Annotated in this window: 27 protein-coding genes; 5 read left to right on the forward strand and 22 right to left on the reverse strand. The window is 68.0% G+C overall.

All coding sequences use genetic code 11. The features are described 5' to 3' along the window. Positions 1-53: 53 nt before the first annotated feature. From moeZ to ACEL_RS09200, 4 genes are all read right to left on the reverse strand, one after another. A complete protein-coding gene (gene moeZ, locus ACEL_RS09185) occupies positions 54-1,244 on the reverse strand; it encodes an adenylyltransferase/sulfurtransferase MoeZ (protein WP_011720612.1) in 1,191 nt (396 codons plus the stop codon). Positions 1,245-1,258: 14 nt separating this feature from the next. Continuing rightward, positions 1,259-2,359, reverse strand: coding sequence for an alpha/beta fold hydrolase (locus ACEL_RS09190; protein ID WP_011720613.1), 1,101 nt, complete (start codon positions 2,357-2,359; stop codon positions 1,259-1,261). 62 nt (positions 2,360-2,421) lie between these two features. Beyond that, positions 2,422-3,096, reverse strand: coding sequence for a hypothetical protein (locus tag ACEL_RS09195; RefSeq protein WP_011720614.1), 675 nt, complete (start codon positions 3,094-3,096; stop codon positions 2,422-2,424). A gap of 147 nt (positions 3,097-3,243) precedes the next feature. After that, the gene (locus tag ACEL_RS09200) at positions 3,244-3,882 is read right to left on the reverse strand and encodes a methyltransferase domain-containing protein (RefSeq protein WP_011720615.1); all 639 of its coding nucleotides are present in this window, start codon (positions 3,880-3,882) and stop codon (positions 3,244-3,246) included. Between the two features lie 199 nt (positions 3,883-4,081). Here ACEL_RS09200 and ACEL_RS09205 point away from each other — a divergent pair, with 199 nt between their 5' ends. The 3 genes from ACEL_RS09205 to ACEL_RS09215 all read left to right on the forward strand — a co-directional run bounded on the left by ACEL_RS09205 (position 4,082) and on the right by ACEL_RS09215 (position 6,539). Then, positions 4,082-5,917, forward strand: coding sequence for a cytochrome b N-terminal domain-containing protein (locus ACEL_RS09205; RefSeq protein ID WP_011720616.1), 1,836 nt, complete (start codon positions 4,082-4,084; stop codon positions 5,915-5,917). 145 nt (positions 5,918-6,062) lie between these two features. Next, a complete protein-coding gene (locus tag ACEL_RS09210; RefSeq protein ID WP_011720617.1) occupies positions 6,063-6,278 on the forward strand; it encodes a hypothetical protein in 216 nt (71 codons plus the stop codon). A gap of 36 nt (positions 6,279-6,314) precedes the next feature. Further along, positions 6,315-6,539, forward strand: coding sequence for a DUF3107 domain-containing protein (locus ACEL_RS09215; RefSeq protein ID WP_011720618.1), 225 nt, complete (start codon positions 6,315-6,317; stop codon positions 6,537-6,539). Between the two features lie 60 nt (positions 6,540-6,599). Here ACEL_RS09215 and ACEL_RS09220 read toward each other — a convergent pair whose 3' ends face one another. Further along, positions 6,600-7,259 (reverse strand): ferritin-like fold-containing protein, encoded by a 660-nt coding sequence (locus tag ACEL_RS09220; RefSeq protein ID WP_202943354.1) that lies wholly within the window; start codon positions 7,257-7,259, stop codon positions 6,600-6,602. A 129-nt stretch (positions 7,260-7,388) separates the two neighbouring features. On the opposite strand from ACEL_RS09220, the gene ACEL_RS09225 reads away from it, so the two are divergent. Continuing rightward, positions 7,389-7,829, forward strand: a complete 441-nt coding sequence (locus tag ACEL_RS09225; RefSeq protein ID WP_148204593.1) for a hypothetical protein — start codon at positions 7,389-7,391, stop codon at positions 7,827-7,829. Positions 7,830-8,006: 177 nt separating this feature from the next. On the opposite strand, the gene ACEL_RS09230 is transcribed toward ACEL_RS09225, so the two are convergent. The 12 genes from ACEL_RS09230 to ACEL_RS09285 form a co-directional block, all read right to left on the reverse strand. After that, positions 8,007-8,369 carry a response regulator gene (locus ACEL_RS09230; protein WP_011720620.1) on the reverse strand — a complete coding sequence of 121 codons (363 nt, stop codon included), beginning with the start codon at positions 8,367-8,369 and terminating at the stop codon, positions 8,007-8,009. 78 nt (positions 8,370-8,447) lie between these two features. Further along, positions 8,448-8,909, reverse strand: a complete 462-nt coding sequence (locus tag ACEL_RS09235; protein ID WP_011720621.1) for a chemotaxis protein CheX — start codon at positions 8,907-8,909, stop codon at positions 8,448-8,450. An 8-nt stretch (positions 8,910-8,917) separates the two neighbouring features. Further along, entirely contained in the window at positions 8,918-9,343 is a 426-nt protein-coding gene (locus ACEL_RS09240) for a response regulator (protein WP_011720622.1), read from the reverse strand. Positions 9,344-9,407: 64 nt separating this feature from the next. Then, a complete protein-coding gene (locus ACEL_RS09245; RefSeq protein WP_011720623.1) occupies positions 9,408-10,358 on the reverse strand; it encodes a CheR family methyltransferase in 951 nt (316 codons plus the stop codon). Beyond that, on the reverse strand, positions 10,355-11,524 hold the full coding sequence (locus ACEL_RS09250) for a protein-glutamate methylesterase/protein-glutamine glutaminase (protein ID WP_148204594.1): 1,170 nt from the start codon (positions 11,522-11,524) through the stop codon (positions 10,355-10,357). The genes ACEL_RS09245 and ACEL_RS09250 overlap by 4 nt, the downstream gene beginning before the upstream one ends. A 275-nt stretch (positions 11,525-11,799) precedes the next feature. After that, complete coding sequence (locus tag ACEL_RS09255; RefSeq protein WP_011720626.1) at positions 11,800-12,699, reverse strand: hypothetical protein; 900 nt, start codon at positions 12,697-12,699, stop codon at positions 11,800-11,802. A 189-nt stretch (positions 12,700-12,888) separates the two neighbouring features. Then, positions 12,889-13,311 (reverse strand): chemotaxis protein CheW, encoded by a 423-nt coding sequence (locus ACEL_RS09260; RefSeq protein ID WP_011720627.1) that lies wholly within the window; start codon positions 13,309-13,311, stop codon positions 12,889-12,891. Continuing rightward, positions 13,308-15,920: a chemotaxis protein CheA gene (locus ACEL_RS09265; protein ID WP_011720628.1), complete on the reverse strand. Its 2,613-nt coding sequence runs from the start codon at positions 15,918-15,920 to the stop codon at positions 13,308-13,310. The genes ACEL_RS09260 and ACEL_RS09265 overlap by 4 nt, the downstream gene beginning before the upstream one ends. Before the next feature lie 113 nt (positions 15,921-16,033). Then, positions 16,034-16,468: an arsenate-mycothiol transferase ArsC gene (locus tag ACEL_RS09270; protein ID WP_011720629.1), complete on the reverse strand. Its 435-nt coding sequence runs from the start codon at positions 16,466-16,468 to the stop codon at positions 16,034-16,036. A 50-nt stretch (positions 16,469-16,518) separates the two neighbouring features. Next, positions 16,519-17,130 carry a MarC family protein gene (locus ACEL_RS09275; RefSeq protein WP_011720630.1) on the reverse strand — a complete coding sequence of 204 codons (612 nt, stop codon included), beginning with the start codon at positions 17,128-17,130 and terminating at the stop codon, positions 16,519-16,521. After that, positions 17,127-17,981 (reverse strand): PHP domain-containing protein, encoded by an 855-nt coding sequence (locus ACEL_RS09280; protein ID WP_011720631.1) that lies wholly within the window; start codon positions 17,979-17,981, stop codon positions 17,127-17,129. Before ACEL_RS09280 ends, ACEL_RS09275 begins: the two co-directional genes overlap by 4 nt. 39 nt (positions 17,982-18,020) lie before the next feature. Further along, positions 18,021-18,668 carry a DUF6758 family protein gene (locus ACEL_RS09285; protein ID WP_011720632.1) on the reverse strand — a complete coding sequence of 216 codons (648 nt, stop codon included), beginning with the start codon at positions 18,666-18,668 and terminating at the stop codon, positions 18,021-18,023. Positions 18,669-18,782: 114 nt separating this feature from the next. On the opposite strand from ACEL_RS09285, the gene ACEL_RS09295 reads away from it, so the two are divergent. After that, positions 18,783-20,204 (forward strand): substrate-binding domain-containing protein, encoded by a 1,422-nt coding sequence (locus tag ACEL_RS09295; protein WP_011720633.1) that lies wholly within the window; start codon positions 18,783-18,785, stop codon positions 20,202-20,204. Positions 20,205-20,368: 164 nt separating this feature from the next. Here ACEL_RS09295 and ACEL_RS09300 read toward each other — a convergent pair whose 3' ends face one another. The 5 genes from ACEL_RS09300 to iolC are packed head-to-tail and all read right to left on the reverse strand — an operon-like array spanning position 20,369 to position 26,657. Then, a complete protein-coding gene (locus ACEL_RS09300) occupies positions 20,369-21,859 on the reverse strand; it encodes a CoA-acylating methylmalonate-semialdehyde dehydrogenase (protein WP_011720634.1) in 1,491 nt (496 codons plus the stop codon). A gap of 52 nt (positions 21,860-21,911) precedes the next feature. Further along, complete coding sequence (gene iolD, locus ACEL_RS09305) at positions 21,912-23,792, reverse strand: 3D-(3,5/4)-trihydroxycyclohexane-1,2-dione acylhydrolase (decyclizing) (RefSeq protein ID WP_011720635.1); 1,881 nt, start codon at positions 23,790-23,792, stop codon at positions 21,912-21,914. Beyond that, the gene (gene iolB / locus ACEL_RS09310) at positions 23,785-24,729 is read right to left on the reverse strand and encodes a 5-deoxy-glucuronate isomerase (RefSeq protein WP_011720636.1); all 945 of its coding nucleotides are present in this window, start codon (positions 24,727-24,729) and stop codon (positions 23,785-23,787) included. Before iolB ends, iolD begins: the two co-directional genes overlap by 8 nt. 22 nt (positions 24,730-24,751) lie before the next feature. Then, the gene (locus ACEL_RS09315; RefSeq protein ID WP_011720637.1) at positions 24,752-25,627 is read right to left on the reverse strand and encodes a Cgl0159 family (beta/alpha)8-fold protein; all 876 of its coding nucleotides are present in this window, start codon (positions 25,625-25,627) and stop codon (positions 24,752-24,754) included. Continuing rightward, positions 25,620-26,657, reverse strand: coding sequence for a 5-dehydro-2-deoxygluconokinase (iolC, locus tag ACEL_RS09320; RefSeq protein WP_049751646.1), 1,038 nt, complete (start codon positions 26,655-26,657; stop codon positions 25,620-25,622). Before iolC ends, ACEL_RS09315 begins: the two co-directional genes overlap by 8 nt. Positions 26,658-26,705: the final 48 nt, after the last annotated feature.

The following is a 26,705-nucleotide window of genomic DNA, read 5'->3' on the forward strand; positions in this document are numbered from 1 at the left end:
AGCGGTCCCCCTGCGGTTCGGTGACGGGCCTCCAGTCCCGGGCCGTCGTCCGGTCAGTACGACGGCAGGCTGGGGTCGACCTGCTTCACCCAGCCGACCACGCCGCCGCCGACGTGGACGGCGTCCGCAAAACCGGCCGCCTTGACGATGGCGAGTGCTTCCGCGGACCGGCCGCCCGTCTTGCAGTACAAGACAATCCGCTTGTTCTGCGGGAGTTTCTCCAAGGCGGTCCCCATGACGAATTCGCCCTTCGGAATGAGCGTGGCTCCGGGGATCGAGACAATCTCGAATTCAGCCGGCTCACGGACGTCGACCAGGAAAATGTTCTCTCCGCGGTCCATCCACTCCTTGAGTTCCAGCGGCGAAATCGTCGACCCGGCGGCCGCGAGCTGTGCTTCCTCCGAGGCGACACCGCAGAACTCCTCGTAGTCGATGAGTTCGGTGATGGTCGGGTTCTTCCCGCAGATCGGGCACTCGGGGTCTTTGCGGACGTTCACCGTGCGGAACGTCATCTCCAACGCGTCGTAGACGAGAAGCCGGCCGACGAGCGGCTCGCCGATGCCCGTGAGCACCTTGATGGCCTCGGTGGCTTGGATCGATCCCACCGTCGCGCAGAGCACGCCGAGGACGCCCCCCTCGGCGCAGGACGGCACCATGCCGGGCGGCGGCGGCTCGGGGTACAGGCAGCGGTAGCACGGCGCCTGGCCACCCGGCGCATTCGCCCAGAAGACGGATACCTGGCCGTCGAACCGGTAAATGGACCCCCAGACATACGGCTTGCCGAGCAGGACGCACGCGTCGTTCACCAAGTAGCGGGTGGCGAAGTTGTCCGTGCCGTCGACGATCAAGTCGTATTGGCTGAAGATGTCGAGGACGTTGTCGTTGTCGAGCCGTTCTTCGTGCAGAACGACGGTGACGAACGGGTTGATCTCTTTGATCGTGTCGCGGGCGGACTGCGCCTTGGACCGGCCGATGTCGCTCTGGCCGTGAATGACCTGCCGCTGCAGGTTGGATTCATCAACCGTGTCGAAGTCGATCACTCCGAGGGTGCCCACTCCGGCAGCCGCGAGATACATGAGGACGGGCGAGCCGAGGCCGCCGGCACCGATTGCGAGCACCTTGGCGTTCTTCAGCCGTTTCTGGCCGGCCATCCCGACATCCGGAATGATCAAATGCCGTGAGTAACGCCGCACCTCGTCGACGGTCAGGGTGTCGGCCGGTTCAACCAGCGGAGGGTATGCCACTTCTCGCTCTCTCCTCACGAAACGGTTCGTTCGTCACGCAGCGTCGGTCCCGTTGCGCCTACGTCAACGGTCGCATGCGCCGCAACCATTCCCGCCGGAGGGGCGGGCCTACCGGTGCCTGCCACGACCGGTGCGCCGCGGAAAAACGCCATGAGCGCCCCGGCCACCACCTCCGGAGCCTCCAGGTGCGGCACGTGACCGGCGTCCGGGAGAAAAACCAGCCGAGCGTGGGGGAACGCCCGCAGCGCCCGGTACGCCGAACGCGGGCTCACCAGCCGGTCACGTCCGCCGTACACGAGCAGAGTTGGTACGTCGACGGCCGCCGCATCCGCCCAGAGCCGACGCCGGCCGTAGCTGGCGATCAGGCTGCGCAGCGACGCGCAGTACGCGTCGACGCCGTGTGCGGTGCCGGCCCGGCGCCGGACGATGTCGAAGAGCAGCCGGCGACGGGTGTCATCGATCCGGTTGGGATTCCCGAAGCAGAGCCGGATCGCGTGGTGGACGACCCACTCCGGATCCACGCGCAACCCGGCACTGACCAGCCGCGGTCCGATGGCGGGGAGCGCTGCGGGAAGCAGCTGCCAGCTGCCGCGCGGCGGCAGCGGATCCGGCAGCGCCGGCGAGATCAGCGTGAGGCTGGTGAAGAGCTCCGGACGTCGAGCAGCGAGGCGGGTCGCGATCGAGCCGCCCATGGAATTTGCCACGAGGTGCACCGGACCGCAGTCAAGCGCTTCGATGCAGCCGGCAATGGCCCGTCCGTGCGCGTCCAGCGAGAAATCGCCGTCGGCCGGCGGCAGCGAGAATCCGAAGCCCGGCAAGTCTATAGCGATCAGAGCCTGGGTCGGATCATGTGCCCGGAGTACGCCGGCGAGCTCCGCCCAATCCAGGGAGTCGCCGCCGAGACCATGAACGAACAGCAGCGGTGCACGCGGGGACTCGGCCGAGCCGGCAACGCGATCGACTGGCCCGGCCCGCCGGACGAAGAGCACCCCGCCGGTGGTCTCCAGCCAGCCGCCGGCGAAGTCACCGCCCGCGTTGGGAATCCCTGCCCCGCGGTCGTCGGCTACCGGAGACCCGGGATTGCCGTCAGCGTCCCGTGCGTGCCGGCCGGGCACCTCATCCACCCTTCCGGCATAGCACGTGCACGGCCGGAGTCAAGACGGCTGCCGAGGCGGGCTCAGCCCGCGAGCAGGTGTTCGACCCGACGGTTGAGGGCGTCCAGCGTGGCGCGGATCGCCGCCTGCCGGACGTCCTCGCGGATCGCGGCCGCTCCGGTCAATCGTTCGCTGCCGTTCCCGGTGAGCATGGTGACCGCGACGAGAACCGTCCGGTCCCGTCCGGTCGGCGCGACCTCGACGAGATCGAGTTCGAACCGGGCCTGGCCGCCGAGGAGTTCTTCCACCGCCCGCAGGGTGGCGGTTGCGACCGCGCGTTGCACGCCGCTGCGGGTGGCGGTGCCGTCCGCATGGCCGACCACCGTACGGTCGCCGACGGCCAGCGTGACGTCCGCGGCCACCGAGAGGCCCGATGACACGATGTGCATCCGGCGGATCGCGGGCCGGAACCGCCCGTCCGCGGCCTGGGTCGGCTGCGGAGCCTCCGATGGCTCCTCGTCGCCGGCCTCCATGTCTTCGACCAGCTGCACCCGTTCGGCGTCCACGCCCAGACCGAACCGCTCGCGGAGCAAGCGGCCGACGGCGCTGGCGACCTCAACCTCGTCGACACCGGGTTCTAGACCCAGGCGCAGGACGCCGAGACCGTCACCGGCCGTGTCAGGCTGCACCTCGGCGTCCGCGACGCCGGGGAGTTCGCGTAGCGCTGCGACGATCTCGCGGTGGTCGGTGACGCTCACGGACGGCTCCCGGGGGTGCCGGCCCACGCCGGCAGCGGTCATCGGCTCGACAACCATTGCACCGCGTCGTCGAGCCTCTTGCCCTCCGATCGGCTCAAACGCCTTGGCGCTTGAGGAAGAATGCGCCGCGTCCCCCTGCTCGACGTGTCATCGGGCGCTGAGCGCGACAAATGCCGCCTCCTTCGCCAGACCATCCCGCACCTCAACGGGCCGCCAATCCCCCTGTCGGTGCGTGGCGAGAATTGAGCGCACGCCGTCAACGGCGAATCCTGCCCGACTCAGCGCTGAGCGGAGGTCCGGCCAGGTGAGAAATCTGGCCTTGGCGTAGAAAGGGTTGCCCAGCTCCGTGGCAGCGCGGTACGCCCGACCCAGCGGGCCCTCTGCGAAGATCACTCCGATGACGATGGGCGCCCCCGGCCGTAGCACCCGCCGTGTTTCGGCAAACACCCGGTCGAGATCGTCAACGAAGCAGAGCGTCACAACGAAAACCACAACGCCGAACACGTGACCGCGGAAGGGAAGCCGTTCCGCCACGCCGCGCAGCACGCGAACACCGCGACACCGGGCCAGCTGGAGTGGCTGCCACGCCGGGTCAATGCCAATGTCGATATCCAGCGCGGCAGTGAAGCGGCCGGAGCCGCTGCCCACTTCAAGCCGAGGGTGGACAGTCGGCTCGACGAAGGGTCGGAGGGCCTCGACCTCGGCGGCGAACCACGCCCGTCCCGGATCGCGGTCATACCACCGGTCGTACCGGTCGGCGAAAGCGTCGAAGACGGCGCCGCGCACTACACAATCCTCTCAGGGTTGGTCGTCACCATGGAGGCTCCGCATCTTTTCTTTCTGACTCTCTTTTATGGTCCGGCTCCCGGGCTCGCCGGTGAGTCGAAATGCCCTGTCTGACGGGACATGTGACCCTAACTGGACAGCGCTGCGCGAGACAGGCTGAACGCGGCCGCCGGAAACCGGAGAGCAGGAGGGTGCGGTGATGTTGCGCATGGTGGGAAATCTCAAGGGAATCGATCTCAACACGCCGGGTCACTACCTGCACTGGTCCTTCATCGAAATATCGGTGGCGAACCTCGTCGTCATCGCCGCCATGCTCGTGATTTTCGGGCTGGCACTGCTGCTCCCTTTTCCTGCACCCAAGGACGTACGCAGCGGCGACGAGACAGCCCTCGACGATTCACCGATCACCGGGGATGCAACCGGCGCTCCGCCGGCGGCGACCGACTCAGCCGGCGTAGGTGAGGACGCTCGCATGTGGACCGCGCGGCTTCGACGGCGGCTGCTCGCCACCCTGCCGCCGAAGAAGCTCCTCCCCGATCGGCAACCGATCTACGTTGCCTCCTGGGTGTACGTCTTCGGGGTCGCCACTCTCGCCGCCCTCGGTTTAGCGATCTTTTCGGGTGCGCTCATCGCCTTGGGCGGCACAGATTGGTGGCACACCAACCCCGTCGGTCACTTCTTCAACAGCCTGCACCTGTGGAGCGTCGAGCTCTTCATGGCGTTCATGGTGATCCACCTTTGGGGGAAGTTCTGGATGGCGGCATGGCGCGGCCGGCGCAGCTTGACCTGGATAACCGGGGTGGTCGCCTTCCTCGCCTCGATCGTGGAGTGCTTCACCGGCTACCTCTCGCAGCAGAACTTCGACTCCCAGTGGATCGCCACCAACGGCAAGGACGCGTTCAACGCCGTCGGGGTCGGAGCGTTCTGGAACGTCATGAACTTCGGCCAGATGCTCACCTGGCACGTCGTCCTCATGCCCCTCATCTTGGTGGCGCTGGTTGGATTCCACGTGATACTGGTGCGGGTCCGCGGAGTGAGCAAGCCGCTGCCGGAGAACCGAACCGCCGCTCCGAAGGACCGGAGAGCCCGGCGTGCAGCGCGTGCCGACGACGCGGCACCCTGGCGCGGCCCGACCCGCCGTTACGACATCCTGAAGGAAGGCGCCATCGCTACCGCCGTCACCACGGCCTTGGTGATCATCTTCGCCGGAGTGCTCTCCTCGCCGGACGTCCCGCCCGTTACCGTCCAGAATTGGGCGAAGCTCGCACCGGCCGACTTCCTCGCCACTGCGGCGGGTGAACTCGACGGCAGCGCCCTCGCCGCTTCCTATGGACCGCCATACAACGACGGCGACGCCGCGGTTCAACAGGTAGGGCCGTTCAACTGGCAAAAGCTTGCGGGCATCACCCACCCCATCGACGCCGCACAGGTCTTTGTGCTCTCCCCTCTGGAGAAACTCGCCCCCACGAACGCAACCCTGGCCCACGCCCTGGCGGTTTACGACCACGCTTCACCTGAACAGCGGAACGCATGGGCGAGTGCGTATGACAAGGCGGTCACCAAGGTGACCTTCACCAACGGCCAACCCGTGGTGCCTCCGGCGGACGACGGTCCCGTTCCGGTGCTCATGGCGAGCGAGTTGACGATGGCGCGCAGCGGCGCCCTCGACTCCGCACTGCTCGCCCAGAACCAGTTCTACGGGACGGATTACACCAAACCCCTGCTCTTCATCGCCGATGGGAACTACTACGCGGACCTTGCGGCCTCCATGCATCTAACAGGCGATCAGTGGGGGGTGATGAATGAGACCGGCAACTACCCCGGCCAACCGTGGTTGTGGTTCTACGCGCTCTGGTACCACGTCCATCCGTTCAGCACGTCCCCCAATGTCGACATTTGGGCGGTATACCTCACCGGCATCGGAACGTTGTTGCTCCTCCTCGTGCCGTTCATCCCCGGGTTGCGGGACATCCCGCGCTGGATCCCGGTACACCGGCTCATCTGGCGCCGGAACCGCCTCGGGCCGGTTGGTTGACCGGGAACACGGGAGCGGGAGGTAGCCGGCAACGGGGTGCTATCGGCAACGCCCAGACTCGCGCCGCGCCGCCGGCAGGTAGGCTGCGAATCCAGCCCATCCCACGATCGGGTCCAAGCGACGAGCGACGTCGAGGAGGCGCCCAATGGCAGGCAGACCGCTTCCCCCCGACCCGTCGGTCCCCGCAGAGGTTCCCGAGGCGGACGCCGCTGAGCAGCAGACCGAGGCCGCCCGCGACAGCGAGGAAACCGGAGAGGCGGCACCCGTCGTACCGCGGATCACTCGCAAGCGTTGGGAGGCCGATGCGGTCGACCCGGACGACGAGCGGGTCGTCGTCCTCGACGAGGACGACTACCGGTAACGTGATCCAGCGACGGATCGTGCGCGGAGGCTTGGCGTGGAAGTGAAGATCGGTGTCCAGTCGGTGGCCCGGGAGCTCACTCTGGAGAGCAACCAGAACGCCGATGAGATCGAATCGGCAGTGGCCTCAGCGCTCAGCACCGGTGGTTTGCTCCGGCTCGTCGACGAAAAGGGACGCCGCGTCCTGGTGCCGACCGACAAGCTGGCGTACGTGGAAATCGGCGAGCCGGTCGAGCGTCGCGTCGGCTTCGGCGCGATGTGACCGCGATGTGACGCAGCCGTACACGGCGTAATCCAAGTCACCGGGCGAGGCCGGTCCGGCCTACGCAGCGAGGCCGATGGCCGCCATCCGCCCGGCGTGCGCCTGAATGATCCGATCGAATGCGGCGGAGAGGTCCACACCGCGACCGCCGGCCAGCAGCCGGACCAACGCCTCCCGCCGGGTCGCCACCAGCCGGGCCTGCAGGAGCGCCTCGCCGACGATCCGCCGCGCCCACAGGGCGAGTCGTCCTGCGCACCGGGGGTCCTCGGCCATGATTCGCCGCAGCCGTTCGGCGAGGAACGTCACGTGCTCGGTGTCGGCAAGCGCCTTCTCCACGACCACCCGGGTCTCGGCATCGAGCACCCGGGTCACCTCCCGGTAGAAGTCCCGCATCAGCCCGTCCCCGACATACGCCTTGATCAAGCTCTCCGCCCAGTCGGACGGCGCGGTCCGGGCGTGGAACTCCTCCAGCGGCTCGACGAATGGTTCGATCGCCGCACTGGCCGGAATTCCCAGGTCGCTGAGGCGGGTGGCAAGTGCCGCAAAGTGCTCGAACTCGGCGGTCGCCAGCCGGCCGAGTGCCGCCTTGTCGTCCAGGGTCGGCGCCATCCGCGCGTCGTAGGCGAGCCGTTCAAACGCCATCAGCTCGCCGTAGGCGAGAACGCCGAGGATGTCGGCGACCGCCGCGCGGTACTCCGCGTCGTCCGCGCTCTCGTGCATGCCCGTGCTCGACATTGCAGCGGCAGCGTAGCCGACCGCGGGTCGGCTACGCGAATCCACCGAGCCCAGCGCCGGGCGGAACCCAGCGCCGGGCTCAAGGAATTCCGCGCCTCGACCGACCACATCTGCGTGGCGCTCCGTACCGTAGCCGGACATCAGATCGGCGAAGATACTAACGATCTCCAGCAGTGGCTCCGGCAACTGACCGGCTGCCCGACCGTGCACCGGACGATTCCGGCAACCTGCGACGCCCCAAGCCACGATGAGCCTGCCACCTGGTTTTACGTTGAGGCCGACCCGGTCCAGGCCGTCGCACGGCGCAGATGTCTCAGCTGCGGCGCCACCCGGCATGTGCTCGACTCCGAAGAGCGGTGGACCGCGCCGCACATGTGGCAGTGCCCCGGTTGCGCGCAATCAATCGCCGAAGTCGCCACCGGACTTCACCTGGACGACGACCACGTGACATGGATCGCCGTCGCGGCCCGGTGCGTCGGCTGCGGTCTGATCGCTGGGCTCACCGACTTCATCGTTCCCCGCCTTCCGTTCGACGAGGTCCTCACCCGAATTTGAGCCGGGTCCGCGAGACCGCGCCGCTGAGTCGGATTTGCGAAACCGCACACCCTGCGTGATGCGTAAAGGTGCGAGACCACACGGCGCGCTCGATGCGTAAAGACACGATACGGCCGCGCGTACGTCATGCGTAACGGCGCGAATGCGCGACTGCGGCGCCGACTCATGCCGATTGCGCTACGCCAGCACCGGATCGAGCGCCGCGTGAAACTCCTCGGGTGTGAAGGGCTTGGCAATGAGGAAAAGCGCCCCCGCGGCCAAGGCCTGTTCGCGCATTGCCGGGGATGCCTCGGACGTAATGAACCCGAACGGCGTGGTCCAGCCGGCCCGGCGGATCGCCGTGAGAAATTCCAACCCGTTGGTGCCCGGCATGTTCCAGTCGCAGAGGATCAGATCCGGCGGCTGCTCCGCCATCAGCCGGGTCGCTTCCACCGCGTCCGCAGCATGGACGATGTCGTGGTGGTCGTAGCCGGCCAGAACGAGCATGCGCTCGATGATGCGCCGCATCGCCCGACTGTCGTCCACCACGAGGATGCGCACGTCACTCCTTCGACCCAGACGTCTCCACCCGGAACGCCGTCGGCCATGGGCCGCCCAAGGCGACGGGGAGGGCGACGGTCACGCCGCCCGCCGCCACAGACTCACCGCGAGCGGCTGCCCGCGCCACGCCAGTTCGGCTCGGCGCAGCATCTCCGTACCGGGCAGGGTAAGCGCGCCGTACACCACGGCCGGCAGCGAGAGAGTCGAGGGCCCCGGCAGCATGCTCTTCACGTTCCCGCCGACCATGTTGGTGATCTCACCGATGGCGTCCGCAACCTCGACCGGAGTCACCTGGGTCAGCGGCATCGTGAAGAGGGCGGCCGCGGCCGCCTGGGCCGCCGCCGACGACAACTCCAGCATGATCGCGCCGACGTACGCGCCGGACAACTGCACGCACCCGGTCACCCGGTCGTCGTCCGGGACGTGGCCGCCGGCGACCAGTCCAGCGGGATCGCCGTCCAGGAAGGACATCCACACCTCGCGGGTGATCACTTCAAGGTCGTCGGCGCTGGGCACGTAGGTCATCGTCTGAGCTTCCATCGCTCCCCCTAGGCGAGGACGCCGAGCAGCGCGAGCTTGTCGGCGATGGCATCCGGCGTGAACGGTTTGATGACGTACTCGTGAGCCCCAGCCGCGAGAGCTCGGACGATCTGCGACTGCTCACTCTCCGTCGTCACCATCATCAGGGTGATGTTGCGCCACTCCTCCCGCTTGCGTACCGCGTTGACGAAGGCAAGGCCGTCCATCACCGGCATGTTCCAGTCGATCAAGGCAATGTCGGGCAGGGTGCCGCTCTCCAGTCGGGCGATGGCCTCCGCTCCGTTCGGTGCCTCGACGACGTCGAAGCCGAGGCCGCGCATGATGCGACCGAGGATCAGCCGCATCGCACTCGAGTCGTCGATCACCATCGCAAGCAAGGAGATGCACCTTCTTCCCAGCCGGCCCAGTGCGCAGATTCGATCGCCGTCCGCCATCGAGCGCGTCCTGTCCAGCCGATCGCCACCCTGGCGACCCGCGACACGGTCTCGGCACGCGTAATCATCGGCGTCCCAGCGGATTTATTGAGGCTTGGACGGCGGAGCCGCGGGCAGCCATCGGCGCGGCGGTTCCGAACCGCGGCCCGGCCCCGCCACCCACCGGGGGCTCGTCACCGGCAACCTCCGGCATCCCGGCGCCCCGCGGCCGGTAGAAGGTTCCGGCGCCGGCGACCAGCCGGTCGAACGCGTCGTCCAAGCCCAAGGTGGTCTCCGACCCCCCGAGGAAGAGGTAGCCATCGGGCCGCAACACCTCGCGCACCCGACGCAGCACATCGATCTTCGTGGGGGTGTCGAAGTAGATGAGCACGTTGCGGAGGAAGACGACGTCGACGAACGGCAGGTTGAAGTCTTCAGCCAGGTTGAGTTTCTGGAACCGCACCAGATTCCGGACGGGTGCGACGACCCGCCAGTCGGTCTCGCACCGCTCAAAGTGCCGGACCAGCAGCGGCGCCGGCAGACCGCGGTTGACCTCGAGCTGGCTGTACCGGCCGGATTTCGCCTTGGCCAGCATCTCCTCGCTCACATCGGTCGCGAGGATCTCCACGCTCCACTCCGAGGTGATCAACGGGTGATCGATGACGGTCATCGCGATGCTGTACGGCTCCTGCCCGGACGAACAACCAGCCGACCAGATCGTGATGCGGCGGGTGCCGGCGCGGCGACGGCACAAATCCGGGATGACCACTTGGCGGAGCACGGTGAACGGCTCTCGGTCGCGGAAGAACGACGTCTCGTTGGTCGTCAACGCTTCGACGATCTGACGACGCAACCGCTCGTCGCCGCTTGCCTGCACCCGGCCGATGAGCGCGGCCACGTCCCGGAAACCCGCCTCACGGGCCAGCGGGGCCAACCGGTTCTCGACCAAGTACTCCTTCCCCGGACCTAGGTTGATCGCTGTCATCTGTTTGACGAGATCCGCCACGTAGGTGAACGCCCAGCCGTTGATCGTCACGACAGGCCCCCGAAGATGGTCACGGCTGGTACGTACGGCGGAAGCGCCCGGGCCGCCGGTGCCGGCGCAACGGCCACGTCAGCGACCGGCGGTGACGCGGGACGCAGCGACCCCACCCGGGGACGGCGGCCGATGGCCCGGCGAAGGGCGTCGGCGATCTGCGGCAGCGGCAGGACCGCGCTCGCGAGGCCGGCGGCGGCGATTGCCCCCGGCATGCCCCACACCACGGATGTCGCCTCGTCCTGCACAATGATCTGCCCGCCGGCGGCGTGGATGCGCTCGGCGCCCTTCAGGCCGTCGCGGCCCATCCCGGTGAGGACGCAGGCAAGCGCCCGTGCACCGTACACGGAAGCGACCGAGCGGAACAGCACGTCCACCGAGGGACGGCAGTAGTTCTCCGGGGGTTCCTTGGTGAGGTGGACGACGACCTGTCCGGCCCGCCGGCGCACGACCAAGTGGGTGTCGCCCGGGGCGACGTAAATCCGACCCGCGACCGCGGGTTCGCCGTCCACCGCCTCACGAACCTGCATCGGGCAATTGCGGTCCAGACGCTCGGCGAAGAGCTTGGTGAAGAGCGGCGGCATGTGCTGGACGACGAAGACCGGGACGCCGAGGTCGGCAGGCAGGTGGGCGACGACCGAGGCGAGCGCATCCGGCCCGCCGGTCGAGCAGCCGATCGCCAGGGCTTCGACCATCCCGGGGGCCGCCGGGGGCGCCGGCGCAAGCCGCACGTCCGCGGACGTCGGCCGGGCTTCGCCGCGCCGGGCGGCAACCAGCGCTTTGATCTTCGGGATGAGATCGTCGCGCACCCGGGCAATCGACGCCGCGACGCTGGAGACCTTCGACGGCTTGGTCACGTAGTCGCTCGCCCCGGCGGCCAGGGCGTCGAGGGTGGCCTGCGCTCCGCGTTCCGTCACCGTGCTGAACATGATCACCGGGAGGCGCGGGTGGGTGCGTCGCAGTTCACGCAGGGTGGCGAGCCCATCCAGAACCGGCATTTCGACGTCCAACACCACGGCGTCCGGCCGCAGCTGCGGCAGCTTGTCGAGCGCGATCCGCCCGTTGGCCGCCGTGCCGACCACCTCCAGCTCGGGGTCCTCGTCCAGCACGGCGGCGAGCATCCGCCGGATCACCACGGAATCATCGACGATCAGGACACCGATCACACCGACCTCCCACCCAGCCCGTCAGATGGGACATCGGCACGGCTTCACGAACCCTGAGCCGGAAAGTGGTCACGAACTCCAGCCCGCCGAACCGGGTATGCGACAGGCGTCGGGTATCAACAGCCATCGCCCGGCGTAGCCGCGACGCCGGGTACACGACGGTCGTCGCCCAGCGCGGGCGCACCGGGGTCACAACCGCCGCAGTGGGGTCACGAACGCCGCACTGCGGAACCACCAAGCGAGGTGCACCGGCTCACGCGCCACGCCGGTGCACCTCAGAGCATGCCGAGGACCGCCTCCCACGGGGCGACGAGCAGACCGTAGGTGACGTCGTCCAACAGATCGTGAACATCGACGGCCTGCAGACATCCGCTGACCGCGTTCCACACGCCACGCGCCGCCTGATCGGCGGTCACGCCGGCGATCCGCAGGGCGCGAACCGCCTGAAATTGCGCGGCAGCAGCGGCCCGGAGCCGGCCCGACAGGTACGTCGCCCACGCGGCGTCGTGCATCCGCATGGCCCAGTCGCCCTCAACGGCGTGTGTCGCTGCGATGAGCGCTTCGGCTTCGATGGGTGACAATGCGGCGATCCGGTCGAGCATGCCGCGGACGACGTCCGCGAACGGTCCCAGGTCCGCGGGGATCGGCGGCAGGCCGCGGGCTGCGGTGATCCAGGGTCGGGACAGGAAATGACGGACGTCGTCGGCCAGCCGGCGTCCGGCGTACGCAGCGGCAAGCGCGTCGGAGGCGAGCGTCACGACGTGCACCGGCGCCTCGGCGAGAATGTCGAGCCGCAGTAGGGCGAGGAAGTCGTCGAGATCGCCGAAGTAGGACCGCGCGAGGCTCGCCGCGGCGGTGCCGAGGCTCGGACGCGGAACGCCGGTCTGATACCGCCCGGCGAGGCGGCGGAGAGCGTCCTCGATGACGCCGGCGACATCGGCGAGCGCTTGATCAACCCGAACCGGCGGGTCCAACGCCGAGACCGCGAGCCATGCGGCGGCCCGACGCGGATCATCGGCAGCGTCGGCGACGGCTTCAAAGCAGGCGAGGTCGCGGACCGGACCGCTGTCCGGTTGAACAGCCAGCGCTTCGAGCAAGACGGTCGCGACCGCGGCACCGGTCGGCATCCGGGCAAGGTCGTATCCGACGGTGGGTGCGTTGACGAGTGAGTACACGGGTCCTCCGGCCGGGCTCGAGGGCATCGTCCCACGGCGCAGACCGGATTCCCAAGACCCGACCGGCCGAAACTGTACTGGCCGATCGGACACCCTGCATCCGGCGCTTGGGTTCTCGGCTCGGTGCGCCAGCGGCGGCCGACCGGCTGATGCGACGCTGAACAGCCGTGCGCCGAGGGGTCGCCGCTGTCACGCAGCGACGACCCGGTCGACGTCCAGGGCGAGGAGCAGCCGGCCGTCCATCTTGTATGCGCCGCGGATGAAGGCGCGTCCCGCGCCGGTGAGTGTCTCCGGCGGCATCTCGAACTGCTCCGACCGGACGTTCTCCACGTCACCGATCGCGTCGACCAGGAGGCTGATCGGTTCGTCGTCGACGCGGACCACGACGTTCATGGGCGTCGCGTCTTCCGGCAGCGGCGGGAGACCAAACCGGGTCCGGACGTCGATCGCGGTGACCACTTCCCCGCGGAGGTTGATGAGCCCTGCCGTGCCGTGGGGGGCGAGGGGGACCGGCGTCATCTCCTGATGCCGGATGACCTCTTGCACCCGGTGCACCTCGACGCCGAGCCAGAAGGCGTCGAGGTAAAAGGTGGTGAATTGCGTGACGCTCATCGGTCACCTCCCGCGGCGCCTTCGCCCGCCCCGGCCAGCGCCGTGTCGTAGTCGTCGTACGCGGACACGTCCGCGGCGTCGCTGGCCGCCACCGCCTCGAAGAACTGCGGGTCGGCGGCGCGAATTGCTTCTTCCATGTCCAGCAGCTCGGTGACACGGCCGTCGACCACGACCACACCGGTGACGCCCGGAGCAGTGAGATCACCGCGCGATCCCGGCGTTTCCGCACCGATGTCGATGACCGTGTCCACGACAAGCCCGACGCTGCGGCGACCCTGGGTGTACACGACGACCGTGAGCCGCTCGCCGTCACTCGCGGGTTCGCCGAGCAGGTCCGAAAGCCGCGCCAGCGGCAGGTAGTGGCCGCGGTACTGGACGACGGGCCGCCGGCCGACGTGTTCGATCTGAGCGGCGTCGATCTCCTCCAGCCGGGTCACCATGGACAGCGGAATGCCGATCCGGCGGTGACCGACGGCGACGACGAGCAGTGCCTCCGGACCGCCGACCCGATGGGCGGCGTCGTCCGCGCTTTCCGTGGCGGCATGGTGATCGGCGTCCTGGACGACGTGCGCCCGGCGGGCCAGCGCCCGCACGTCGAGGATGAGGCACACCCGCCCATCACCCATGATCGTGGCTCCGGCGTAGGCGCCGATCTCCTTCAGCTTGCGGGAGAGCGGTTTGACGACGATCTCCTCGGTGTTGAGGATGCGGTCCACGACGAGCCCGAAGCGTCGTCCCTCCGCCTGAAGCACCACGATGGACACGATCTCCGGAAGCGGGTCCCCGGGCCGCGGCGGCCGGCCAAGCCCCAGGATGTGGTCGAGCCACACCAGCGGAATGAGATTGCCCCGCAGACGGAAGACCGGGGCGTCGGAGAGGAATTCCACCCCCCGACTGGCCTGGTCGCCTTCCAGGCTGACCAGCTCGTCCAGGTTGACCTGCGGGATCGCGTACCGCTCCCCCCGGCATTCGACGGTGAGCGCCGGAATGATCGCCAGCGTGAGGGGGATTTTGATCCGCAAAGTTGTGCCGACCCCGAGTTCGCTGGTGACGTCGACGGTCCCGCCGATCCGCTCGACGTTCGCCCGGACGACGTCCATGCCGACGCCGCGGCCGGAGACGTTCGTGACCGTCTCGGCAGTGCTCAACCCGGGCACAAAAATGAGGTTGATCAGCTCCCGCTGGCTCATCCGGCGGACGTGCTCGGCGTCGAAGCCGGCCTGAATCGCGCGCTCGGCCACCCGCTGCGGGTCGATGCCGGCGCCGTCGTCGGTGATTTCGATGTTGACCTGGCCGCCTTCGTGGTAGGCGCGGAGCACGAGCCGGCCCTCAGTCGGCTTGCCCCGTTCCCGCCGCACCTCGGGTGCTTCGATGCCGTGGTCGATGGCGTTCCGGACGGCGTGAACCAGCGGATCCTTGATCGCCTCCAGGATGGTCTTGTCGAGTTCGGTGTCTCGACCCTCGATCTCCAGCCGGACCTGCTTGCCGCACGCGAGGCCCAGATCCCGGACGACCCGCGGCAGCTTGCTGAACACCGTGTCGATTGGCTGCATCCGGGTCTTCATGACGCCCTCTTGCAGCTCGGTGACAAGCAGGTTCAGCCGCTGGGCGGCCCGGGCAATGACCGAGTCCGACTGGGTGGCCGCGGTCGCGACGATCTGGTTGCGGGTGAGGACAAGCTCGCCAACGAGCCGCATCAGGGTGTCGAGCAGGGTGACGTCAACCCGAAGGGACGTTTCGGCGACGGTGTGCGGGGTCGTGCTTGCCTTGGCCTCCGCTTGCGCGGCGAGCGCCGCGCGGACCTGCTCGCTGGTCACCTGACCATGTTCGACGAGGATTTCGCCGATCGGCCGGGTATCGCCGAGCTCCTGTTCGAGGCGAGCGACGGCCAGGTCGGCGTCGTCGACGGCGGCCTGCTCCTTGAGGACCTCACCCAGGAGGGGAACCCGCGGCTCCTCCGGCTTGACCGCAGGCAATTTCGGCGGACGCCGACCGCGAGCCTTGGCCGGCGTGGCTTCCGGCGGCTGGTCGGGGTTGCCGGCCCCGGCTGGCGCCGGAACGTCAGCCGGCGGAGTGGCAGCGGGCGTCGGTGTCTCGGCCCCGGCTGGCGCAGCCGCGGCGGCTTCGCTGCGCCCCGGATCGGCAGGGCTGTCGGTGATGACCGAATCCGCCGCGTGGGCAGGGTGCGCGGCGGACTGGGTTTTGCCGGCGGCGTCCTCGGCCGGCAGTTCCTGCAACGCGGAGAGCTTGGCGGTCAACGCCGTGTAGTCGCCGTCGCCCTCGGTCCCGGTGGTCTCGATCGCGGCGAGGATGGTCCGAACGGCGTCGACAAGTTCGAGGAGCCCGTCGGCACGCTCCCGAGTGAACTCGAGTCCCCCGTCGCGAAGCTTGGCGAGCAGCCCCTCCCCCGCGTGGGTCAGGGCTTCGAGCTTGTTGAACGCGAGGAAGCCGCTGGTGCCTTTGATGGTGTGGATGGTGCGGAAGATGCTCTGCAGGAGGTCACGCGATCCGGGTTCTTGTTCCAGGGCGACGAGATCACGGTCGAGTTGGTCGAGGTTTTCGTAGCTCTCGACGAGGAACTCGCGGACGATCTCCTCGAAGCCTTCCATCGGACTCCCTCCGGCGCCGCCAGGATGCCGCCCGTTGCGGGGCACATTGCCACCATCGGCGTCGAGCGGCTTGGCCTGAACGGGACTGCGTCGAGGACAGGCCCGCGGCCTGCTCAGGGGTTGCCGAAGGATCCGGCGGCAGCACCCGCCGCGCCGCCCGCGGCGTCCAGCTGGGCGATGAGCTCCCGAACCCGCCGGTCGACCTCGTCGCGGATCTCGCGAACCCGGTCCAGGGGCCGGCCATGCGGATCGTCGAGATCCCAGTCGATGTACCGCTTCCCCGGGAGGAAGGGGCACGCGTCGCCGCAGCCCATCGTGACGACGACGTCGGCCCATTCGGCGTCCTCGTGGTCGAGCGCCCGGGGAACCCGCCCGCTCAGATCGACGCCGATTTCCCGCATCACCTCGACCACCTCGGGGTGAACGCGCTCGGCCGGCCGCGAACCGGCGGACCGGGCGTGGTGTGCCTCGCCGGCGAGGCGCCCGAAGAGGGCAGCCGCCATCTGGGAACGCCCGGCGTTCTGGATGCAGACGAAGAGCACGTTCATCGCGTCACCCGGGAGAAGGGCGGCACGTACTGTCGTTCCATTCGTCGGCCTCACCGGGTGGTCACGAAGGCCCGGATGCCGTCCGCCGCGAGCTGAACGGCAATAGCGGAGAGCAGGAGTCCGAACACGCGCGTGATCAGCGTCACCCCGCTCCGGCGTACCACCCGTAAGATCACTTCAGAGAAGCGGAGGGTCACCCAGAGCACCAGGTGGACCGCGAGAATTCCCGCCGCCAACGCGAGCACAGCACCGACGGTGTGCACTCCCCGCGCAAAGACGATCGTCGCCGCGATCGCCCCCGGGCCGGCGAGGAGCGGTGTGCCGAGCGGCACCATCGAGACGTTGACTTCTTCTTCCGGGCTCGGCTGACCGCCCCAGCCCATGAGCAATTCCAACGCGACAAGGAGAAGCAGCAGTCCACCGGCGACCTGGAGTGCCGGCAACGAGATGTGCAGGAACTGCAACACCTGCTGGCCAAAGAGCGCGAAGCTGACGATCACCGTGAGCGCGGTGAGCACCGCGATGTCGGCGCTGCGGTTGCGGGACCGCCGGCTCGTCGCGCCGGTGAGGGCGAGGAAGACCGGGATCGAACCCACCGGATCCATGATCACAACTAGCGTGACGAAGACGCTCCCGAAGAACCGGCCGTCGAACCAGCTCACCGGTGGATCACCGCCGTGCCGCTGGCTCGCGCCACGAGTTCCTCGAACACGTCCGGCGCCGTGGTGTTCGCCCCGATCGCCACGGATTTCACTGAGCCGTGGTAGTCGCTCGACCCGGTCACCAGCAGGCTGAGATCGCCGGCGAGGCTGCGGAGCCGGTGCCGCGTCTCGGCGTCGTGATCGGGGTGATCGACCTCCAGTCCGTCGAGGCCGGCGGCGGCGAGCTCCGCGATGTAGCTCTCCGCCACGACAGCCCCCCGGGTCGAGGCCGCCGGATGAGCGAAAACCACCACACCACCAGCTGCATGGACCAGCTGGATCGCCCGCACCGGATCGAGCGAGTACTTCTCGACGTACGCCCGGCCGCCGTTGCCGATCCACTCGGTGCTGAACGCCGCGGCGACGTCGCTCACCACACCGGCCTCAGCCAACGCCCGGGCGATGTGCGGCCGGCCGACCGCTCCCCCGCCGGCGATCCGCTCGACCATCGACCAACTGACCGGTGCGCCGAGTTCGCCCAACCTGCGGACCATTTCCTTTGCGCGGCGTACACGATCGGTGCGAAGCCTGTGCAGTTCGGCAGCAAGCGGCGGATACCGCGGATCAAAGAGATAGCCGAGAAGGTGGAGGCTGATCCCACCGGCCAGGCAGGAGATTTCCACCCCGGGAACGAGCTGCACCGCAGGGCCGTCGGCGCGCACCGCGTCGGCCGCTTCGGCCCACCCGTCCGTGGTGTCGTGATCTGTCAGCGCTAACACCTGGACGCCGGCCGCGCGGGCCACGGCGACGACGTCCGCCGGCGGGTCCGTTCCGTCCGAGGCGGTGGAGTGAACGTGCAAGTCGATGCGCATGCGGCACCCTTCCGCGCTCACGATCATCTGCGGCCCACGTTATCGGGCAAGGGCGGCGAGGTGTGGGGCGAGGGCGCCGTGTGGGATGTCGAGCCCGTCGGTCCGCTCGACGAGATCCACCAGGTGGTGGGCTTCGAGCAGAAGCACTCCGGCGGACGCCGGCCAGAGCAGCGCCCAGAGCCAGGCCGCCCGAGCCTCCCCGACGAATGCCGCGACCCCTGGATCACCGGGGATTCCCCAGAGCGGCGTCGGGTGTCCGGCAGCCTCGACTTTGGCGTGCGGAGGGCCGGCGTCGAAGCCACGCCCCGGATCGGGACCGGGGAGTCCGGCGAGCCACGCGCCGAGTCCGACCCCTGGGCTCTCGGCGACAAGGAACCACTCCGCCGCACCGCCGAGCGGACCAGGTCCGGAGAGAGCGACGACGGTGGCGACCGCGCCGGTGCGATCCTCCCCTGCGTACGTGCAGCCGCTCACCAACCATCCGTTGGGCAGCGGCCACGGCAGCCACACGGGCAGCTGGCCGCGCGCAGCTTGGCGGCGGAGATGGTCAAGTGCGTCCTGACCCGGTCTGCCCGCGGGATGCAACGGCGCGACGCTGCCGTGCTCGGCGCAGGTCCACGTACTGGACCACGGGCTCGGGGGCCGGACAATCGCCCCGCAGCGTGGACAAACCGGCACGGCACGCATGCCTTCGACGGTCCATCATCAGCCGCGCCCGCGTCAAGACCGTATTGCCTGCGTCAAGACCGTATTGCTCGCGGCAATGCGCACCGCCCACGACGACCGCCGTAGGCTGCGGACATGCCGGAAATCCCCGCGGTGGGCGGGATTGCCGTTGTCGACGGCAAGCTCCTGTTGGTGCGGCGCGGACGACCGCCGTCCGCCGGTTCGTGGTCGGTGCCCGGAGGTCGGGTCGAACCGGGTGAAGACGACCAGGCCGCCCTGGTCCGCGAATTCCGGGAGGAGACCGGCCTGCTGGTCAGCGTGAAGGAACTGCTCGGGGAGGTGCGCCGGCCGGGGCCGGCCGGCACGACATACCGGATCCGGGATTACCGGGTCGAGCTGGTCACCCCTGCCACGGCCGTCGCCGGGGACGACGCCGCAGACGTTGCGTGGGTCCCGCTGGACGCCGTCGCCCGGTATCCACTCAGTCCCGGCTTGCTCCGCGCCCTGCAGCGTTGGGGGATCGTGCCGCCGGCGGCGTACCGGCATCCGAGCCACGGTTCGCCAACGTTGGAGGAGGTCGCGGCCCACGCCGGGGTGTCGCGCGCGACAGTCTCCCGCGTGGTCAACGATTCACCGCGGGTCTCTCCAGCGGTGCGGGAGGCCGTTCTCCGCTCGATCGAGGAACTTGGCTATGTACCGAACCGCGCTGCGCGCACCCTGGTCACCCGACGCACGGACACGATCGCGTTGGTGATTTCCGAACCGGAATCGCGGTTGTTCTCCGACCCGGTGCTGGCCGGTTTCGTTCGCGGCATCGCCGATGTCCTGGCCGGTACCGACTACATGTTCGTGCTCCTCACCGCGCAACCGGACACCGAACGGATCGCCCGCTACATCCGCAACGGCCATGCGGACGGCGTCATCCTGATGTCCTTGCACGGCGATGACCCGCTCGTCGGCATGCTGGAAGCCCGGCGGATGCCGGCGGTTCTCTCCGGCCGGCCGCTCGGCCGGGGACACACGATCCCGTACGTTGACGCCGACAACGTCGGTGGAGCGCGGCAAGCGACGGAGTACCTGGTCCGCCAAGGACGTCGCACCATCGTCTCCATCACCGGGCCGATGGAAATGTGCGCGGCGATTGACCGGCTTGCCGGATTCCGCAGCGGACTGCCACCGGAGCTGCGCCGCCGTTGGCGCAGCCTCATCGCCACCGGAGCGTTCACCGAGGAGAGCGGCGAACGGGCGATGGCTGAGCTGCTGGAACGCGTTCCTGACCTTGACGCCGTTTTCGCCGCCAACGATTTGATGGCGGCTGGTGCACTCCGGGTGTTGAAGGCAGCCGGACGACGCGTGCCGGACGACGTCGCGCTCGTCGGTTTCGACGATTCCAGCGCCGCCCGCCACACCGATCCGCAGTTGACGAGCGTCCGACAGTCTGCCGAGGAATTGGGACAGAACATGGCCAAGCTACTGCTCGTCCAGTTGGCGGATCCCGATGCCCGGCCGGATCCCGTGATCCTCCCGACCGAGCTCGTCATCCGCGAGTCGGCCTGAGTAAGACATCCGCGGGTCAGCCCGCCTGCGTCATCCGCGGGTAAGCCTGAGCGAAGAGCCTGGCATCAAGGCATTGCCGGCCGCGGCGGCCGGTTGACGCCTCAGGTGCCCGGCGGGCGGTCGTCGCCGGCGGGCAACCGGTCCTGGCGCCGCCCGCCAACCGGTCACGTCGCCGTCGGGAAGTGGAAACTCGCCTGCTGCGCCGCCTCGACCTGGGGCCACCTGCTGGTCACCGCCTTCAGGCGCGTGTAGAACGCGACGCCCTCCGGTCCGTGCACGTGGCGCTCGCCGAAGAGCGAGTCTTTCCAGCCGCCGAATGAGTAGTAGGCCATCGGCGTTGGAATGGGAACGTTGATGCCGATCATCCCGGCGGTGACCTCCCGCTGGAACCGCCGAGCCGCCGCTCCGCTGGACGTGAAAATCGCGGCGCCGTTGCCGTACGGATTGGCGTTCACCAGCCGGATCGCCTCATCGATTGTCCCGACACGGACCACCGAGAGCACCGGGCCGAAGATTTCCTCGCGGTACACGTCCATCGCCGGGGTGACCTCGTCGAGCACCGTCGGGCCAAGGAAGAACCCCTTCTCGTATCCGGGCACCACGTGGCTCCGCCCGTCGACGAGAAGTCGGGCGCCCTGCTCCACACCGCGGTTGACCAGACCGGTAATGCGCTCCTTGGCGGCAGCTGTGATCACGGGACCCATCTGGCTCTCCGGCTCCCACCCCGGTCCGACCCGGATTTTCCGTGCCTCCTCGGTTATGGCGTCAACGACCTGTCCGTCGCCGACGGCCACCGCGACGGAGATGGCCATGCACCGTTCGCCGGCGGAGCCGAACGCCGCAGCGGCCACATGTTCGGCGGCGTAGCCGGGGTCGACGTCCGGCAACACCACCGCGTGATTCTTCGCCCCGCCGAGGGCCTGGACCCGCTTGCCCGCGGCGGTCGCCCGGGCATGCACGTAGCGGGCGACCGGTGTCGAACCAACGAATGAGATCGCCGCGATCCCTGGATGGTCGAGCAGGGCGTCCACCGCCTCCCGGTCACCGTTGATGACGGTGAACACCCCGTCGGGCAGTCCGGCCTCCTGCCAGAGCCGGGCGACCATTTGCGACGCGCTGGGATCGCGTTCACTCGGCTTCAGAATGAAGGCATTTCCGCAGGCGATCGCGATCGGGTGCATCCACATCGGCACCATCACCGGAAAATTGAACGGCGTGATACCGGCGACCACGCCCAGCGGCTGGCGGAACGAGAAGGCATCGACACCGGTCGAGACCTGATCGGAATAGTCACCCTTGAGCAGGGTCGGGATTCCGCAGGCGAGTTCGACGACCTCCAGCCCCCGTTGGACTTCACCGCGGGCGTCCGCCAGGACTTTGCCGTGCTCCTCGCAAATAATGCGGGCAAGCTCATCCATGTGGTCGGCCACCAGACGCCGGAATTCGAAGAGGATTTTTGTGCGGGCGGCGAGGGAGGTTTGCGACCACTGCTCGAATGCCGCTGTTGCCGACCTGACGGCGGCGTCGACGTCTTCGGCGGCAGCGAAAACCACGACACCGGTCTGTTCACCGGTCGCTGGGTTGAACACCGGCCCGGTCCGCGTTCCGCTGCCCGTCGTCGATTTACCGTCTACCCAGTGCTCGATCTGCTTCATCGGAGGCTTCCTTCCGGTCTTTTCTCTCCTCGGTATGGACGCTGGCGGGCTTTCACAGGTATGGGCGCTGCCGGGCCTTTGCCGCTTGGTATTCGGCGTAGGCGGCACGCGTGGACTCCAGGTCCGAGACCTCGGCGACCGGCACGTCCCACCACGCCTCGCTGTCGGGCGCGGAGGGCGTCGGATCGGTCTCGATGCAGATGAGCACCGGACGTGTCTCGGCTTTCGCTTTCTCGAGGAGCCCGCGGAGTTCGTCGACCGTCTCCGCCCGCCAGGCCACCATGCCGAGACTGGCGGCATTCGCGGTGAAATCGATCGGCAGGATGTCACCGTCCAGCCGGCCGGTGAGACGGCTGCGGTAGCGATAATTCGTGCCGAAGCGTTGACCCCCCACGCTTTCGGACAACGAGCCGATCGATGCAAAACCGTGGTTGTCCAGAAGAACAACGATGATTTTGATCTGCTCCTGCACCGCGGTGACCAGCTCACCGGGAAGCATGAGATAGGAGCCGTCACCAACCATTACGAAAATCTCCCGGTCCGGGCACGCCAATTTCGCCCCGATGCCGGCCGGAATCTCAAAGCCCATGCAGGAGTAGCCGTACTCCACGTGATAGCTGCGGGGATCCCTGGCCCGCCACAGCTTATGAAGGTCGCCCGGCAGAGACCCTGCGGCACAAATCACCGTGCCTGTCTCACCAGCAGCCTCACCGACGGCACCAATGACCTCACTCTGCCGGGGCAGCCCGGAACTGCGTTGCCGATACACGTCAAAGACCGTTGCCCGCCATGCGTCGGCCTGCCGGCGCGCTTCGGCGCTGTATTCCTCGGGCACCCGCCAACCGGCAAGCGCCTCACGCAACGCGTCGAGGCCGGCCCGGGCATCGGCGACGACCGGTAACGCGGCAAGCTTCGCGGCGTCCGATGGCGTGATATTGAGGTGGACGAAGCGGACGTCCGGCGCGCCGAAGATGGTCGAGGACGCGGTGGTGAAATCGCCAAACCGGGTGCCGATCCCGAGCACGAGATCCGCGGTCGACGCCATCGCATTGGCAGCAGGCGTTCCGGTCGAGCCGATTGCCCCAAGGCACAGGGGATGGTCGTAACGGATAGCCGGCTTTCCGGCTTGCGTCACGGCGACCGGAATGCCGGTGGCATCGACGAAAGCACGGAGCGCGTCGGTCGCGTCGGAATAAATGACGCCTCCGCCGGCGACTATGAGCGGACGGGACGACGCCGTGACAGCCTCAACGGCACGGCGAAGCGCAGCCGGATCCGGCGGCGTCCGGCGTATCGGCCAGACGCGTTCGGCGAAGAGTTCAACGGGCCAGTCGTAAGCCTGGGCCTGAACGTCTTGCGGAAGTGCGAGCGTCACCGCGCCGGTTTCCGCCGGATCGGTGAGCACCTGCATCGCGGCGAGCAGGCTGCGGGGAAGCTGCTCCGGACGCCAGATGCGATCGAAGTACCGCGAGACGGGTCGCAGCGTGTCGTTGACGGAGACGTCAAAACCCCAGCGGGTTTCCAGCTGCTGAAGAACCGGATCAGCGACCCTGGTGGCAAAAATGTCTCCGGGCAACAGCAGCACCGGAAGCCGATTGATCGTGGCGAGTGCCGCCCCGGTCACAAGGTTGGTCGCACCCGGTCCAATCGACGTCGTGCAGGCCAAGGTGGAGAGACGATTCGTCATCCGCGCATATTCGGCGGCGATGTGCACCATCGCCTGCTCATTGCGTGCCTGGTAATACGGGAACAGGCCCGGGTTCGCGATTTCTTCCTCAAGCAGCGCTTCACCGATTCCGGCAACGTTGCCGTGACCGAAAATGCCGAAACACCCGGCAATGAGTCGCTGGCGGGAACCGTCGCGTTCGCTGTACTGGGCGCGCAGAAACCGGATGAGTGCTTGGGCGACGGTGAGCCGAACGGTCTTAGCCATTCTCCCTCCTTGACCTGCCGGAGGCCGGCGGATCCGGGACTCGACTCGACGAGCCGGAGCCGACGGCCGGCACGAGCGGAACCCGCGGATCCGGGGCGATCTGCTGCCAGGTGTCCATGACCCACCGATGGGCGGGATCGAAACTGACCCGCCAGGCGCGCTCCCCCGGACCGGCCATCACGTTCAGGTAGTAGAGGTCGTAACCGGGAGCCGCCATGCTCGGGCCGTGGTAGCCGTAGGGCACTAGGACCACATCGCCGGTGCGCACCTCCGCGCACACGTCGATAATCCGATCCGGTCGCGAACGGTAAACCCGGTGGTATGCGGGTCCGTCACGCGCGACTTCGAAGTAGTAAATTTCTTCCAATTCGCATTCATCGCTCGTCGTTTCGTCATGCTTGTGCGGCGGGTACGACGACCAGTTGCCTTCGGGGGTCAGTACCTCGACGACGAGGAGCCGAGCGGCGTCGAATACCCCCGGCATGCAGTAGGCGTTCACCTGCCGTGTCATCGCACCGGCTCCGCGAACTTCCACCGCAACGAGGCTGGCCGCGCCGTACCGTGCCGGGAGCACGGCGTCAGTCCTCGCGGTCGCGACGGCGATGCGCCCACCCTCGGGTGCGGTGAGCGTCACGCGGCTTCCCGACGGCAGGTAGGCAAAATCCGTGATGGCACTGAAGACGTCCCGTCGGCCGGTGAGTTCGAAAGTCGTTGCCGCACCTCCGTCGGTTGCAGTCTCGACGCGGACAGTCGCCCCACCGGCGAGCGGGAGTACGAGCCCTTCCATCCCGGGCAACTCAGTCATGAATTCGGCGCCTGCTGCGAGGGAAACGACGCGGAGACCCGAATATCGCCATCCCGCGCTCTCGGGGGTGACCGCCACGTCGATCACACCCTGCCGCCGTCCACGAACGATCCACGGCTGGTCCGTCACCACTGTTCCGCCCTTCGTCCGGTCGTCACAGCAAGCTCACCGCAGTGTCGACCGCAGCCGCAACATCGTCGTCCGGCGGGTAGAGCAGCGCCCGGCCGATGACGAGCCCGCGGACGGTCGGCAACGCCAACGCCTTCGCCCATCGGGTGAACATCGCGTCGTGGTCGTCGGAGACCTCACCGCCCAGAATCAGGGTCGGCAACGTCGTGGCGGCCAACACCCGCTCAAGGTCGGGAACAATCGGAATCTTTAGCCAGGTGTAGGCCGAGGTCACGCCAAGGCCGGAGGCGATGGCCACCGCACGCACCATCGCGTCGGGCGTGAGTTCATTGCGAACCCTCCCGTCGACCCGGTGTGCGATGAACGGCTCAACCATGGCAAGCAGCCGTCGTTCGGCGAGCTCCGTCACGGCCCGTCCGCATGATTCCAATGCCCGCGCAGTGGCCGGATCATCAGGGTCGATACGCAGCAGCATCTTGCCGCCGTCAAAACCAGCAGCGGCGATCGCCTCTGCCGTGTACGCCGTGAAGCGATCGTCAATTTCAAAGCTCGCCCCGGCGATGCCGCCGCGGTTCATCGAGCCGATGACCACTTTCCCGTCCAGCGCGCCCAAAATAAGGAGGTCCTCGACGATGTCCGGCGTTGCCAGCACACCGTTGACCCCGGGGCGAGCGAGCGCCGTGCAGAGGCGGTCGAGGAGGTCGAGGCGGTCCGCCATGGCCTGATCACGATTCCCCGCCCGGAACGAACCACGAGCGGGGTGATCCGCGGCGATAATCATCATCCGGCCATGCGGACCGAAAAGGGTGTCCGCCCGGCGACGCGTCGCGGCCAGCCGGGCGATGCGCTCAGGCTCCTGGGACCGTACAGCAAGGATGCGCCGAGAAATCTCCTCACGCATCAGCTTTCTCCTGTTCAACCGAAGCCTCGCCCCCTGATCGCCGCGAGGATTGACCGTCGGATCGCGCTGTGAGCAGCTGCTCGATCTCGTCCTGGGTCGGCATCGCATCGGCGCACGCGAGCCGGCCGGCGACGATCGCACCTGCGGCGTTGGCGAATCGGAGCACCCGATCCAGCGGCCAACCAGCAAGCAGGCCATGGCAGAGGGCGCCGCCAAAGGCATCGCCGGCACCAATGCCATTGACGACATCGATGTCTATCGGTGGTACGACGACTGGTCCGTCGTCGGCGAGCCCGAGCACCCCCTTCGGGCCTTGCTTGACGACGGCGAGGCGCACCCCCGCCCGCCGAAGGGCTTCCGCTGCCGCCAACGGTTCTGCTGTCCCAACAGCAGTCAGGCATTCATCGAGATTCCCGACCGCGACGGTCGCCATGCTGAGCGCCTCCTCGACCCAGCGACGGGCGTATTCCCGCGACGGCCAGAACATGGGTCGGTAATCCAGGTCGAGCACGGTGATATCTCGACGGCCCCGCTGTCGCAATGCGTGGAGCGTCGCCGTCCGGCTCGGTTCTTGACTCAGGCCGGTCACGGTCACCCAGAACACCCGCGCGTCCTTGACGGCGGCGACGTCCACGTCGTCGATCGTCAACTCGAGGTCGGGCGCTTTCGGGTGCCGATAGAAATAGAGGGGAAAGTCATCGGGCGGAAATATTTCGCAGAAGGTGACCGGCGTGGGCAGGTGGGAGACGGAACCTACCCACCGATCGTCGACGCCAAAGGCGCGCAGCGCATCGTGGATGAACTCGCCGAATGGGTCCCGACCGGTCTTGGTAATGACGGCGCTGCGCCGGCCAAGACGAGCCGCGGCGACCGCAACGTTGGTCGCAGACCCGCCGAGGTATTTGCCGAACGCGGTGACATGCCGGAGCGACACGCCCGGCTGCAGTGGATAAACGTCAACTCCGACACGCCCCATCGTGAGAATGTCGAAAGGCTCCCGATTGGAGGTGTCGCTGATCATCGCGCTCATGCTGAGACCCATGTCCTCTGGAAACCCGCTCGGCGGACGTCAACAGTA

This window comes from Acidothermus cellulolyticus 11B, from assembly GCF_000015025.1.
GTDB classification, from domain to species: domain Bacteria; phylum Actinomycetota; class Actinomycetes; order Acidothermales; family Acidothermaceae; genus Acidothermus; species Acidothermus cellulolyticus.

What these genes read in the sequence shown, in the direction of transcription:
- ACEL_RS09280 (WP_011720631.1), bottom strand. Translation starts at nt 17,981, where the DNA reads ATGCGCATCGACTTGCACGTTCACTCCACCGCCTCGGACGGAACGGAC.
- ACEL_RS09235 (WP_011720621.1), bottom strand. Translation starts at nt 8,909, where the DNA reads ATGGAAGCTCAGACGATGACCTACGTGCCCAGCGCCGACGACCTTGAA.
- ACEL_RS09285 (WP_011720632.1), bottom strand. Translation starts at nt 18,668, where the DNA reads ATGCGTGCCGTGCCGGTTTGTCCACGCTGCGGGGCGATTGTCCGGCCC.
- iolD (WP_011720635.1), bottom strand. Translation starts at nt 23,792, where the DNA reads ATGGCTAAGACCGTTCGGCTCACCGTCGCCCAAGCACTCATCCGGTTT.
- ACEL_RS09205 (WP_011720616.1), top strand. Translation starts at nt 4,082, where the DNA reads ATGTTGCGCATGGTGGGAAATCTCAAGGGAATCGATCTCAACACGCCG.
- ACEL_RS09295 (WP_011720633.1), top strand. Translation starts at nt 18,783, where the DNA reads ATGCCGGAAATCCCCGCGGTGGGCGGGATTGCCGTTGTCGACGGCAAG.
- ACEL_RS09315 (WP_011720637.1), bottom strand. Translation starts at nt 25,627, where the DNA reads ATGCGTGAGGAGATTTCTCGGCGCATCCTTGCTGTACGGTCCCAGGAG.
- ACEL_RS09300 (WP_011720634.1), bottom strand. Translation starts at nt 21,859, where the DNA reads ATGAAGCAGATCGAGCACTGGGTAGACGGTAAATCGACGACGGGCAGC.
- ACEL_RS09220 (WP_202943354.1), bottom strand. Translation starts at nt 7,259, where the DNA reads ATGCACGAGAGCGCGGACGACGCGGAGTACCGCGCGGCGGTCGCCGAC.
- ACEL_RS09260 (WP_011720627.1), bottom strand. Translation starts at nt 13,311, where the DNA reads ATGAGCGTCACGCAATTCACCACCTTTTACCTCGACGCCTTCTGGCTC.
- ACEL_RS09270 (WP_011720629.1), bottom strand. Translation starts at nt 16,468, where the DNA reads ATGAACGTGCTCTTCGTCTGCATCCAGAACGCCGGGCGTTCCCAGATG.
- iolC (WP_049751646.1), bottom strand. Translation starts at nt 26,657, where the DNA reads ATGAGCGCGATGATCAGCGACACCTCCAATCGGGAGCCTTTCGACATT.
- ACEL_RS09240 (WP_011720622.1), bottom strand. Translation starts at nt 9,343, where the DNA reads ATGGCGGACGGCGATCGAATCTGCGCACTGGGCCGGCTGGGAAGAAGG.
- ACEL_RS09210 (WP_011720617.1), top strand. Translation starts at nt 6,063, where the DNA reads ATGGCAGGCAGACCGCTTCCCCCCGACCCGTCGGTCCCCGCAGAGGTT.
- ACEL_RS09265 (WP_011720628.1), bottom strand. Translation starts at nt 15,920, where the DNA reads ATGGAAGGCTTCGAGGAGATCGTCCGCGAGTTCCTCGTCGAGAGCTAC.